This is a genomic window from Corynebacterium riegelii, assembly GCF_016728505.1.
GTDB lineage: Bacteria > Actinomycetota > Actinomycetes > Mycobacteriales > Mycobacteriaceae > Corynebacterium > Corynebacterium riegelii.
Genome location: NZ_CP068159.1, coordinates 1,396,053 through 1,408,304 on the forward strand (window position 1 = coordinate 1,396,053; position 12,252 = coordinate 1,408,304).

Genomic DNA, 12,252 nt, shown 5'->3' on the forward strand with positions numbered 1-12,252 from the left:
CCAATAGAGCATCCCGTGATTTCTCAACCGAAAAATCGCCTGTTTTTCGTTTTGGAACCTGGCTTGGGTCACCGTCGGTCGTTGAATCTCTCCTCGACAATGTGTCCTCTGGGTTTTGGGCTTGTGGTTGGTGAAAGCTCGGCACTCATTTCGGCACTCATTTGTCCCAGGTCAGGAACCACGCCGGGTCCTCCTTCGGAAAAACGGGCTGTTTTTTGTTTTGAGCCTGGCCACCTGCTTCTCTTACTCGGGTCGGGTATCGACGAGTTCTTCTGGGTCGTAGTCTTCCACCCATCCGTAGGCATCTTCTGGGTCGGGGAAGGGTGGTTCACAAAAATCGGGTTCTTTTGGCAACGGCTCCGGCAACACCGCCTTGATTGGGAAAATCAGTCCGTATTCTTCTTCCAAGGCTGCGATCTGGGCGTCGGCCTGTTCGAGGTTGTGGTGGTGGTCAAAATCGTCCAGTATTTTGTGGCCCTTGGCGTAAAACTGCGCCACTCGGCTGCGACGCTGGCACACTTGCTCAAGGTTTGACTTCCACCGCGGGGCCGCGGCGTTCGTGTTGTGTGCGATCAAGCTGTCTGGGGTGCAGGTTTCATACGTGCCGTTGGCAAACAGCCACAAGATTTCACCCGTATCCGGATCCGGGACGTAGAAACCACGCTTATCGGTTTTCAAGTTGTGGTGCTTTTGACACAGTGGGTAGAGGTTTCCTGGTGTGGTTTTGCCACCCTGGCCAAACGGAATCCGGTGATCCAACTGGCACCTCAATGACGGGACGTTGCATCCTGGGAACACACAGTGCGTGTGGCGTGCGCAGACGACGCGTCGCATTGCTTCGGTTGGGGTGTAGCTATCCGTATGCGCTTGGAGTTCTGCCTCCATATCCACTTCGGTGACCTTCGCTGTGGCTAGCAGGTCATCGAGTGCTGCGGTGGCTTCCGGGGTCAGTGCCCCAACCCCTGGTACGTACGCTGGCCCACCGGCTTCACGACCCTTCGGCACAAACACATGCAGGGTCGTTTTCGTTGGGGTGATTTCCCCGGAGAGTAGTTTGACCATCGCATCTGCCATGGAGGTTTTGTGTTCCCGTGCAGTAGCCAACACGTGCTCGCGCACGACCTGTGCCGTCAACGGGTTGGTCGCCAACGTGACCAGTGTTTTGACTGTGCCGGACTGTGCAGACACCTCAAAGGTCACCGCATCATCAGCCGCATGTGCCTGCGCCACTCGCTGTTGGCGTCGCTTCGGCTGATAAGCACAGGTTGGGTCGATGCGTTTGATCATCTCCCGGATACGTCGGGTAATCGTCGTGGTTTGTGGAGTGTGTTGCCCAGGCCGTGTCGGGGTAAACGTAGTAGTCAACATCTCGTCGAACTCGGCATACGCCTCATCCGTAATGTCTGGGCCGAGTTCAGCAAGCACAGTATCGATGGCACGTAAATGGCGTAGATCCATCACACGCGTCTTGGCCTGGAGGGCACGCAGCTTCGGTAAGTGTTGCAGGCGTGCATGGGAGAAGATCGCTTGCTCAACCGAGCTTTTAGTCCAGCCGGTTGCTTCCCTCATTGACACCACAGTCACGTCGAAGTCATCAATATCAACACTTGCCCCGGGTGTGGCGAAGTGACCGAAGGCATTCCAGTAAATATCGCGAATACCTTGACTAAACGTGCTCAGTGGATCTTCTGGTCTTTGTGTGCGGAAGTATGGTTCGCCCACGGTCTACCCCCAGTGTTGTGTTCCCGTTTTCCCTTTGTTTCGTACCTCTAATTATACCCGTCTAACTGTTCTATACGCAAGGGGTAAACCAGCAGTTATTTCCCAATTTGCACACGCATATTTGCTGCATGGACTGGCGGTTGCATTCAGTATATCGACCGATCCCACATGCCCCATTGGCTTACGAGGAAATGGCAAACAAACGTTCGAGGAGCGCCGCAAATCTCCAGTCTCGTCGCACACGCAAGCAGGGCCGGATCGGGTGGAAGGTCAAACACCCAAACCACCACGCTCATCGTCTGTTTCCACAACCACCGAGCTAGACGACCAGTGGAAAACGACTGTTCAGGGCTGCGGAAACCCAAGAAATGCGAGGTATAACAGTGCGATACCAAGGACGGTGATCCTCGCTGCCTAATATGAATGTATGAATCGGGACACCGTAGAACCCATTTCGGAGTTGCCTCGTGGCGAGTTCGCCTTTCCAGGCCCGCTCCGTGACGGTCTTGTCAACGCCATCCTGAATGGAACGAAAACTGCGACAGCATCCTTGTTGGCTGAATACCCCAACGACTATCAGCCGCATGAGGAAGTGGAGGCCCTCGAGGCCGTCCTTGACTCACATGACAACGTGGTGTGCGTCATTCGTACGGCCGACGTGCAGGTTTGTCGGCTGGCGGACGTGAGCGACGAGCATGCCATTGCCGAGGGAGAGGGCTACACGGATGCCGGCGAATGGCGTGCCGGGCATGAACGTTATTGGCGCTCGCCAGAGTTTGTGGAGTACATCGGAGCACTTGATATTGACGACGACACCGAGGTGGTGTGCCAACGCTTTACCGTTGATGAGCGGTACCCGATCAGTCCGATAGAGCCATGGGACTCGTTGGTATGAGCAGTAGTCCGGGATCTGGGATCTTAGGGTTGTGAATCTCTACTGAGTGGCATCTCGTAGAGCAGCTTTTCGGAGTAGGTTCATCCGGATTTCGCGCGCTGTGCTGAAGTGCTGATTGGCAATATCTCGAGCGGCCGCAGTATCGCGATTGAGGTTACCCTCGTTTAGTGGACACCCGACTTGTACGGATGTTGTGTCCGTAGGAGAGGATGTTCATTGTGAGTCAACAACGCAAGAAGTACACGCCGGAGTACCGGCGTGAAGCTGCGAATCTCGTGATTGAATCGCAGCGCCCGATCGCTCATGTGGCCCGGGAGATCGGTGTCGCTCCGGGGCTTTTGGGCAGGTGGGTCAAAGATGAAAAACAGCGCCGAGGCGCCAGCGATGGGATGAGCGAGACAGATCTTCGCGCTGAGATTGCTCGTCTGCGTCGTGAGCTGGCAGAGGCCAGGCTAGACAATGAGTTCTTGTCAAAAGCGACAGCCTTCTTCGCCGCGAAGCAACGCGAACAGAAAAGTTCGAACTAATGCGGCAGGAGAAGGCGAACTACAGCATCAAACGCATGGCACGTCTGTTGAAAGTGTCCCGGTCCGGCTACTACAAATGGGCCAATAAGCAGGAACAACGGCTATCTGGAAACGATGATCGGGCAGCATTCTACGACGATGTTGACCGCAAGATCCATCAGATCTGGTCAGATTCTGATCACGTCTACGGTGCCCCACGGATCACTGCGGAACTTGCCGAGCGCTACGGCATTGCACTAAACCGCAAGACTGTGGCCAAGCGGATGCGTCTGATGGGCATTGAAGGGATTTCACCGCGGGCCTTCGTCCCGGTGACAACGATTCAATCTAAGCGTAAGTCCACGCTTCCGGACCTGGTCAAGCGTATGTTTGATGCCGGTGAGCTTAATCGGGTGTGGATGTCGGATATTACCTACCTGCGCACCGGTGAGGGCTGGTTGTACTTGTGTGTTATCCGCGACGGCCATTCCCGCCGTGTGCTGGGCTGGGCGATGGATAGCGTTCAAGATACTTCTCTGGTTGAACGGGCCTTGCGCATGGCCTATACGCTGCGTGGTGAGGTTGCTGATGGTCTGGTGTTTCACGCTGATCGTGGATCACAGTTTACAAGCGATCAGATCTGGGACGTGTGCCGTGACCTGGGTATCGCCCAGTCCGTTGGGCGTACCGGAGTGTGCTTCGATAATGCGATGGCTGAGTCGTTTTGGTCAACACTTAAAACCGAGTTCTATGACCGGCAGCGCTGGCCTACCCGTGACGCTGCACGTAGGGCTGTCGCGCGCTGGATTGAGGTGGTCTACAACCGTCGACGCCGGCACTCCGCACTCGGGATGATCAGCCCCGTCGACTTCGAGTACCACATCACCCAAGCCACCAACAAAAAAGAAACAGCTGCCTAACCATCAGGCAGCTCCACTACGTGTCCACGATTTGCGGGCAACCCCACGATCGCTAATTGCTTCTATGGGTTTAGCGTGCTCATTCAGGGCCTCGTTTTGTCGATCGTCGACGCTAAGCGTGGATGTAGGAGCGTGAACCAAATGGGTCATGAGGCGCTCTAGTAGATCGATAAGAACAGGATTTTGGGACGCTTTCCAGACTGCACGGTGAAATTCCAGGTTGGTTTGGATGAGCTCGGCATCCGTCGGTCCGTCGGTTTTTCTAAGCTCCTATCTCTTTGTTCAGAAGACTGAAATGGTAGCGGTGTGGTGAGTATCTGGTAGCGCCTGAGTGAGTATCCGGTAGCGGTGTCTTACTCAGGCGTTGTGGGTGGTTATGCGTTGGTGGTCAGGCGCATGTTTGGTCCTTCGAGTGTGATGATCTCCGCACCGGAGACAAGTCGGTTGAGGATTGACTCGGAGATCACGGCATCGGGGATGGACTTGTACCACTCCTGCGGGGTGAATTGTGAGGTCACTATCGTTGAGACTTTGCCTTCTCGTCCGGCGAGGATGTTGAGAAGTTGGTGCGCGGTCGCGGCATCAATAGGTGTGGTCAGGAAGTCATCTAAGACCAGGACGTCGACGTTGTGGAGGTGCTGGATGAACTTCAGCCGTATGGGGTCATCGGGTTGCAGGACTGCCAGTTCGGCGGCAAGCATGTCGGTGCGGAAAAACCGTGCGGAGTAGTCGTTGCGGCATGCTGCTGTGATCAGGGCTTGGGCGAGGTAGGTTTTGCCGACTGAGGATTTGCCCAGGATGACAATGTTTTGGCCCAGGTGGCACCATTGTCCGTGAGCGAGTCTGCTGACTTGCTCGGGGTTGATGTTGCGGTCAGGCGTGCAGACTACATTTTCAAGGCAAGCATCAAGGTTTGGCGATCGGGATGCTTTCAGCAGTTTGTTGATGCGTCGTTCACGCCTGGCCGCGACTTCTTTATCGAGTGCGTAGAGCACCTTTTGGGAAAACGTCCATGCGTCGAATGCGGGATCGTTGGCAATCTCGATGACGCTTCTGCCGAAGGCAGTCATCCGCAGCGCGGTGAAGTCGGCCAGGACGGATTCGTCAAGGAAGCGATCTGTTGGCGGGGTTGGTGATGACATGGGCTTTAGTGTCCTTTCTTCGCGAGGTTGTCCATGCTGAACTGGTCTGCACCGCCGAGAAACGCGCCGGTGGTATCCCGGTCGGTGATTGCAGGGACGGTGGATGGGTTGGTTGTGGTGCTGCGCGGGGCCTGGTCTAACCCGCGGGGCCGGGTGGCGTGTTCTTTGCGTATGGCGGCCATCATGTTTTTGACTGCGGTATATGACACCGCCCGTCGGCTGCCGTCGTTGGCCATCAGGCGCTGGCATGCCTCTTCCAGGATTGGTTTGTTGCCGTGTTTGCCCATCGACAGCACGTTTCTACAGGACTGGTACGCCTGGGCCGGGATGGCTTTCGCCGCGATGAGTTCTTCGATGACCTTGCGTGTTGCCGGGCCGGTTTTGCTGGCTTCGCGATAAAAGTAGTCGCTTGTCCACAGCCCACGAGTGGAGTCCATGCCAGATGGAATGTGCTCATAGTCAGTGACATAGGCCCCACGCTTATGCGAAACTTGGTGGGTTGCCACGGTCGTGCCTTGATCAAAGACGGTCAAGACTTGCCCGGTGATGCGCACATCGACAGTGCGGCCAACAAGCTGATGCGGAACGGAGTAGCGCACCGTTGCAACCGTGATATGGAAATCTGGGGCTACTTTCGCACGCTTCCACTCGGTGTGCTGCCACGGGGTTTGCGGCAGATCAGCAAGGAGATGCTGCTCGTGTTGTTCAAAGAGATCCCTGCGGCTTGACTGTTGACTGCGAAATGGCACGGAGGTGTTGATCGCGTCGACTAAGTCCACAATCTTTGCGTTGAGCTCGTCTACGTCAACGCACTGGTGGCCTTCAAGGGTGTGGATGACTTTGTGGGTGACGATCTTTACCGCAGCTTCCACATTTGCTTTATCCTTCGGCCGGCGCGCGCGTGTGGGAAGTGCTGCTGTGTTGTAGTGCTCCAAGAACTGCTGGTAGGTGTCGTTGACCTTCCGATTCCTATCGGCAGTACTAATCGCGTTTGATGCTGTTGACGCGTTATCGGGGACAACAACCTGACAGACTCCACCGAAGTAGTCAAACGCTTGACGATGGGCATCAAGCCAGGACTGTTGACGCTGGTCAACACACGCACACGCAAACAACATCCCTGAATACGGCAGCGAAGCGACGAAAATATTGACTTTCGCACCCGGCGTGCCCGCAGGGTCGTACAGGCGCATCTTGGTACCTGCCCAATCCACCTGCATCGTATGGCCTGGTGCATGGGTGATCCGCGCGCTAAGCCCGGCAGCATCGACATGGGAGGCAACCAGCTGGCGGAACCGGTCGTAGCTGTAGTGACGCTGACCCGGCTGGGCGGGGGTGGTGGTGTAGCGAGCCCACAATACTTGCAGTGTTTGCTTCGTACGCCCTGTGCGTGCTTTGACGACCGCGTCAAAGTCAATCGGGACGAACTCGCCTTGCCCACTGGTGCGTTTGTCAACGAATATCTCGGCCAACTCGTCATCGGTCAACGCCGCGACCTGCTGGGCAGTGGTCAGGCCAAGGCTTCGCAGCGCTTGGTTCGCTCGAGAAATTGCGCGGTGCGAGCACCCGATCTGGTCTTCAATCTGGCGGTAAGAACGCTTCCTAATCAGCAGCGTCATCACCGCACGGTAATCCGTCATAAGCGGACTCCTTCCAGTACACGCCGCACCCGAGTGGTGCGGCTACCGGAAGTATCACCCCGAGCCCCCTGAGCTGCTACCAGATACTCACTGAAGTGCTACCAGATAGTCACGACACTGCTACCAAATAGCCGGTCGCAACATCTCTTTCCAGGAGTGCTTCAAGCGTGAGGATATCGTTCAGGTTCCGATTCTGAGCGGCTTGGCCGGACGCTTCGACTTCGAGCAAGATCCGCATGTCGTAGACCTGGATAACTTGTTCTGGATCCAAACCGCGCACTTCGAGACCTCGATTAACGCGTTCTGCCAACCCCAAGTCTTCTAAACGGGAAAGTGCATCTCTGACCGGTGTACGAGAAACGCCAAAGCGGTTAGCCAGCTGGACTTCTTTCAGTTGAGTGCCGGGCAGAAGCGTGCCATTCAATATCTCGTTGCGAACTTGGCCGCAGCATTCATCGGTCCGTGCGCCGGAGCGAGGACGACGATGGGGCGCTCTGCGGCGGCTGCGGACACTTCAGCGGGATCGGGAATCTCCTGCGCGGTCGTGCCGAGACAACGCGCGAGTTCCTCAGCGTACTGCTTCGTGGAACCGTAAACGGAGGAGAAGTAGGTACCTTCATTCTTTCGATTCGGATTGCTCTAGCAGGCCTTGAATCCGCGCGCATCGAGGACACGCGGCAAGTCTTTGGTGATCCTGACGCGGCACAAACACCGTCCCACACAGCGCAAAAACTGGATTACCTTGGACGATGGCGTCTGACACAGTACGAACATGCGACTGTGCTATCTCTTCAGCAACGAGATGGTGCACGCTACCCGGCCTAAACCATGCCGGTGGTTTTGCACTTCGATCCCCACGTAGCACGGAGTCAAGCGTTATCTCTCCCCCAAACTCCAGAACAAACTGTGGCTGCCCCATTTCCGTCAGGCCGTCTTTCGACCAATCCTGCTCACCATCATGTATGGCAGCGGCGATTGTCTCTATCCCAAGCTGACAGAGTGATTGCGTTCTTTCGTCATGGTGCTGCTCAAGTTGTAATTCGATACCCAGGCACTCTTCCTCGCCCAGGGAGATCAGCCGTATTGTCACTGCGGGGAGAGTTGTGTTGAGACTAGAGAGATCCAAAAACTGTGTAATTTCGTTCAGATCCACCGAGAAAACGGGGTCGGCGCAGCCGCCGTATGCCTCGTGTTTGAAATGTGCCATCGCAGACTCAACCTGATCAAAGAGGCGTCTCCGCCAAGCAAGTAGGCGATCTGTTTTCTTCTCTTTCTCAAGCAATGCGCGATCCACAGGAGTAGGGAGCCACCACTGCGGGTCAATCTCACTGCGGCGCATAAACCGCTGATAGAAATCGTCACGATCCACGCCTTTTCGGATTCCGGCTGAAACCACCCAAACTTGCCCGTCCGGATCCATAAAGGCCACCCCACGGTACCGAGAAGTCTTCACTTTGTAACAGGTGGGACGCACTCCGCTGATTTTCGCCGGAGCCTTGGCGTAGTCACGGTCCGGTGCAAAAATCGCGTTAGCATGCTCGAGCACGGGGTGCTCTACCTGCGTGGATACACCGCCAATCGGCCCAGCGCTGTCCCAACTTTCAAGTTTGAGGTCTTGTGTCGCGCAGTAAATTGTGAGCCGTGCTGGAAGAGCCATGGGAAATAACGTTATTCAGATAGCGATGCAACTGCCGACGCAACAAGCTCATCAGGATGGGCGGCGTGGCGCGCAAAGATCTCACGGCTTCGTATCGTGTCCGGGAGCCTAGGGAGCACAGAGGCGGTTTCCACCTCAACGCCATCGCGAGTGGACCGCAGCATCACCTTCCCGTCACGCCCCAGCAAACGAACATGCAGGGCGCTCAAACCAAGAAGGGATGCTGCAGCGTTCAGGCTCAGCCAGGCTGGCAGCTCGTCCAACCCGCAGCTGCTAGCCATCGACGTCACTGCAACAGCACCCTCCACACTGCTTTCCGCAGCACGGGCCAGCACGTCTGGTGCAGTGAGGGAAGGATCTACACTGTGCACTTCATGAGCCATCTTTCACACCCCGTTTCTATTTCGCTTCTGCGCTGACCATCTTAACCACGGAAGACGCTTGAAGGAAGTCCTCAAAGCCGCAAACACCTAGAGCTCCCTGCCGCATAGAGGAACGATGTAGTCTAGCTCTAGCCATGCGGCCTTTCATTGAGGGCTTGCCGGTGACAGTCGCCTTAAGTGCACTGTTTGGCGTCGCCGTCCTTTACGGGACGGCCTTTCATTGAGGGGTTCTATTACTCGCTTGCTCTGAAACTCTGGAACACGCGTCGCCGTCCTTTACGGGACGGCCTGACACCCCATAGAAGCGATCAACGGGTAGCGATTTTCGGCCATTTTTTGGTAACGACAGCCCGGAAACGGTCCCGGCACAACAAAAACGCCTCTCCTATTTGTGCAGGTAGAGGTGTTTTTGAAGTTTTGAGAGGGTTGTTCGAACAATCACACCAGATTCTTCGAGACCCCCAAAAGCGCCCCAGAGAGCGCCCCAGAGAGGAATCGAACCTCCGACACCTTCTTTAGGAGAGAAGTGCTCTATCCACTGAGCTACTGGGGCAGTGGCGCTAGATTACCGCAGCGCCGCGCGGGTGTTGAAATTGGGCTGTTGAAATTGGGCTGGATCACGCTAGCGGTTGAACGGGGGCGCGATCCACGTAAACGGCTGATCCAACAGCGTCGTGCCCAGTTTGGAGGGGGTGAGGGTGAACGCGGTGCCGTAGTCAGGCAGAAGCTCCAGCGTGTCGCCATTGGTGCGCCACGTGAACTCCAGGGTTTCCTCGATTGGACCGCGGGGGCGAGCATTGACGCGATCATCCGTCATCGGGGCGGTGAGCTGGATAATAACGCGGTCGCCTTGGAGGGTGTAGAAGCCTTCTTGGAGGGCGCCGGAGGTGCGTCGTAAAGCAAGAAGCCCATGGAAATCACCCTCCGGAGTCTCGCCCTCAACCTGGGGGAACCGCTCGGCCTGGAAGCCGTCCATGGAGCCGAACGCGATCTCGGACCAGCGGTTATCCTGCGACAAATCCGCGGAAGGCTCAATGTCCCCGCCGGCGACAGTATGCACGCCCGAAAGCTCAGTGCCCTCACGGTCAACGGCTTTCGGCATTCCCGTGAACATGGCAAACCCGGCGCCGCCAAGCAACACCACCGCCGCCAGCGCGGGGAAGAAACGGGTCACGCGGTGAATCTTGTCTGACGTGATCACCCGCGGGGCATCTACCGCCTCAGTGGCTTGGCCAGCAATGAAGCGAAACAGCCGCGGCAGCCACGGCGCCAACACCAGAAGAAACAGCAGCGCCTGAATCGCAGACGGGATTTTCACCGGCACATCAAACGTCATGTTCAGCAGCCAAACCACGGCCAGATCAAGGAAGCCGATCAACCCACCAAGCCACGCAGTCCGCCGCCACAGCAACAGCACACAGGCAACAAACTCCGCAAGGCCCGCAAGAAACTGCACGACAGGGGAGAACCCCATAAATGTCCACAGCAAGCCCATCGGGGTCTTCTCGCCCAGCGTGATCAGAAGCTCCGGGAAATCCGGAGTACTCATCTGCATCAACCCGAGTTTGAACACTGCGTACGGCAGCAACATTGCCAGCACGACCATGCGCACAACCCAGTGCAACATCCAACCAATCTGCTTCATATTCACCCGGCGCAGTGTAATGCAGGGACCTAACACGGGCCCTAACACACGGGCCCTAACATGGGCTGAGTGAAACCAACCGCCGCAGTAATAGGCGCTGGCCCCAACGGGTTGACCGCCGCAGCACGCCTTGCCGCAGAAGGATGGCAGGTGGAGGTGTTTGAACGCGCACACTCGGTTGGGGGAGCAGCATCAACGGATATGCTTGATAGCGGCGAGCACCGGGACCTTGGCGCTGCCGGGCACCCCTTCGGTGTGGCCAGCCCGGCTTTTCACAAGTTGCGGCTTGAAGACCATGGCGTGCGGTGGCTGCGCGCCCCGTATGAGATGGCACATCCCCTTGGCGGGGGCGCGGCAGTGCTCGCGGGCTCACTGGAAGAAACCGCGGCGAACCTCGGTGCGGACGAAGAGGCGTGGACACGGCTGCACCGGCCAGTGGTGGGGCGCATTGATGGCATTCTTGAAGACGTCTTGGCGCCGATGCCGCACCTGCCACGGCACCCGATTGCGCTAGCAAGGTTCGGCGTGCCGGGCGTGCTGCCTGCAACGACACTTGGGCGCGCGGCATTTCGCTCTGAGGAGGCCCGCGCCCTGTTTGCCGGCAGCGCAACGCACGCGATTACCTCGCCGTCGCGACCGTTTACCGGGGCGTTCGGCCTGCTCTTCGGCGCACTTGGCATGACTCGCGGCTGGCCGGTGGCGCAGGGCGGTACCGGTGCGATTACTGCTGCGTTACGGCGGATCGTTGAAGCCCACGGCGGCACTGTGCGCTGCGGCGAGGAAGTAACCAGGCTGCCAAGCGCAGACGCGGTGATCCTCAACCTCACCCCAAAGCAGGTCCTGCGCATGGGAGGCACCGCGCTATCAACCAAAAGGGCTCGCTCCATGCGTACATGGCGCTACGGTCCGGCAGTGCACAAGGTGGACTTCCTGCTTCGCGCACCCGTGCCCTGGGCTGACCCGCGTGTGGGACAAGCCGCAACCGTGCACGTGGGCGGCACAGCAGAAGAGATCGTGCAGGCCGAGAAAGCCGTGGCCAACGGCGTGATGCCCAAGCAGCCGTTTGTGATGGTGAGCCAACAGTTCGTCGCTGATCCGTCGCGAGGCCTCGTGTTATGGAGCTACGCTCACGTGCCGCATGGTTACCGGGAGCGCTACCCGGGCGAGGTCGCTGCATTAATAGAGGCGCAGATTGCACGATTCGCCCCCGGGTTCAGCAACGTTGTGGCAGGCAGGATAGACACATCCCCACAGATGCTTGAAGCATGGAACCCAAACCTTATCGGGGGCGACATCGCGGGCGGGGCCATGGACGGAACGCAGCTGCTCATGCGCCAGCCGCACCGCCTGCGCCGCGGGCTGTACCTTGCATCAGCGTCAACAGCCCCAGGTGCGGGGGTTCACGGCATGCCAGGGTGGTGGGCAGCCGAGGCCGCCCTGCGAGACTTCGCTAGATAACGGCTTACTCTTCGCCGGTCAGCTCACGCAGCTTCTTGCGCACGGCGGAGGCCTCCGGGTTGGTGGCATGCGTGCCGTCGGAGTAGAGCACAGTGGGCACGATGCGGTTGCCGTCGTTGACAGACTTGATCCACTCGTTGACGTCATCCATGCCGTCATCCTCAACGTCTACAAGATCGTACGGCGTTTCCGTGCGGTCCAAGCGCTGGCGCAGCTTCTTGCAAAACGGGCACCAGTCAGCCGCAAAGATGGTCACGTGGGAAGTGGTTGCAGGGGCAGTCATG

At 57.6% G+C, this 12,252-nt stretch carries 11 protein-coding genes, 1 tRNA gene and 1 pseudogene; 3 read left to right on the forward strand and 10 right to left on the reverse strand.

All coding sequences use genetic code 11. The annotated features are described in order from the left end of the window. Nucleotides 1-243: 243 nt before the first annotated feature. Nucleotides 244-1,722 (reverse strand): HNH endonuclease signature motif containing protein, encoded by a 1,479-nt coding sequence (locus I6I71_RS06480; protein WP_201819602.1) that lies wholly within the window; start codon nt 1,720-1,722, stop codon nt 244-246. Nucleotides 1,723-2,149: 427 nt separating this feature from the next. Between I6I71_RS06480 and I6I71_RS06485 the strand changes: the two genes are divergently transcribed. Beyond that, the gene (locus tag I6I71_RS06485) at nt 2,150-2,617 is read left to right on the forward strand and encodes an ASCH domain-containing protein (protein ID WP_052205075.1); all 468 of its coding nucleotides are present in this window, start codon (nt 2,150-2,152) and stop codon (nt 2,615-2,617) included. 209 nt (nt 2,618-2,826) lie between these two features. Beyond that, a protein-coding gene (locus I6I71_RS06490; RefSeq protein WP_101733890.1) for an IS3 family transposase occupies nt 2,827-4,043 on the forward strand; the annotation gives its coding sequence in 2 pieces (ribosomal slippage) (nt 2,827-3,088 and nt 3,088-4,043; 1,218 coding nt in all). A gap of 3 nt (nt 4,044-4,046) precedes the next feature. Here I6I71_RS06490 and I6I71_RS12270 read toward each other — a convergent pair. From I6I71_RS12270 to I6I71_RS06530, 8 genes and pseudogenes are all read right to left on the reverse strand, one after another. Next, nucleotides 4,047-4,274, reverse strand: coding sequence for an FCD domain-containing protein (locus I6I71_RS12270; protein ID WP_201823504.1), 228 nt, complete (start codon nt 4,272-4,274; stop codon nt 4,047-4,049). Nucleotides 4,275-4,417: 143 nt separating this feature from the next. After that, nucleotides 4,418-5,185, reverse strand: coding sequence for an ATP-binding protein (locus I6I71_RS06500; RefSeq protein WP_201819605.1), 768 nt, complete (start codon nt 5,183-5,185; stop codon nt 4,418-4,420). A 5-nt stretch (nt 5,186-5,190) separates the two neighbouring features. Next, entirely contained in the window at nt 5,191-6,825 is a 1,635-nt protein-coding gene (gene istA / locus I6I71_RS06505; RefSeq protein WP_201819608.1) for an IS21 family transposase, read from the reverse strand. A gap of 109 nt (nt 6,826-6,934) precedes the next feature. Next, nucleotides 6,935-7,255, reverse strand: a pseudogene (locus I6I71_RS06510) (GntR family transcriptional regulator); the annotation flags it as partial. 186 nt (nt 7,256-7,441) lie between these two features. Further along, nucleotides 7,442-8,482, reverse strand: a complete 1,041-nt coding sequence (locus tag I6I71_RS06515) for a DUF3039 domain-containing protein (RefSeq protein WP_201819615.1) — start codon at nt 8,480-8,482, stop codon at nt 7,442-7,444. A gap of 11 nt (nt 8,483-8,493) precedes the next feature. Next, nucleotides 8,494-8,853 (reverse strand): hypothetical protein, encoded by a 360-nt coding sequence (locus I6I71_RS06520; RefSeq protein WP_201819617.1) that lies wholly within the window; start codon nt 8,851-8,853, stop codon nt 8,494-8,496. Between the two features lie 492 nt (nt 8,854-9,345). Further along, nucleotides 9,346-9,418, reverse strand: a tRNA-Arg gene (locus I6I71_RS06525). Between the two features lie 69 nt (nt 9,419-9,487). Further along, nucleotides 9,488-10,516, reverse strand: coding sequence for a hypothetical protein (locus I6I71_RS06530; RefSeq protein ID WP_201819619.1), 1,029 nt, complete (start codon nt 10,514-10,516; stop codon nt 9,488-9,490). Between the two features lie 63 nt (nt 10,517-10,579). Between I6I71_RS06530 and I6I71_RS06535 the strand changes: the two genes are divergently transcribed. Then, nucleotides 10,580-11,968, forward strand: coding sequence for a phytoene desaturase family protein (locus I6I71_RS06535; protein WP_201819621.1), 1,389 nt, complete (start codon nt 10,580-10,582; stop codon nt 11,966-11,968). Nucleotides 11,969-11,972: 4 nt separating this feature from the next. Here I6I71_RS06535 and I6I71_RS06540 read toward each other — a convergent pair whose 3' ends face one another. Continuing rightward, on the reverse strand, nt 11,973-12,251 hold the full coding sequence (locus tag I6I71_RS06540; RefSeq protein ID WP_052205066.1) for a mycoredoxin: 279 nt from the start codon (nt 12,249-12,251) through the stop codon (nt 11,973-11,975). Nucleotide 12,252: the final 1 nt, after the last annotated feature.

What these genes read in the sequence shown, in the direction of transcription:
- I6I71_RS06485 (WP_052205075.1), top strand. Translation starts at nt 2,150, where the DNA reads ATGAATCGGGACACCGTAGAACCCATTTCGGAGTTGCCTCGTGGCGAG.
- I6I71_RS06515 (WP_201819615.1), bottom strand. Translation starts at nt 8,482, where the DNA reads ATGGCTCTTCCAGCACGGCTCACAATTTACTGCGCGACACAAGACCTC.
- istA (WP_201819608.1), bottom strand. Translation starts at nt 6,825, where the DNA reads ATGACGGATTACCGTGCGGTGATGACGCTGCTGATTAGGAAGCGTTCT.
- I6I71_RS06540 (WP_052205066.1), bottom strand. Translation starts at nt 12,251, where the DNA reads ATGACTGCCCCTGCAACCACTTCCCACGTGACCATCTTTGCGGCTGAC.
- I6I71_RS06500 (WP_201819605.1), bottom strand. Translation starts at nt 5,185, where the DNA reads ATGTCATCACCAACCCCGCCAACAGATCGCTTCCTTGACGAATCCGTC.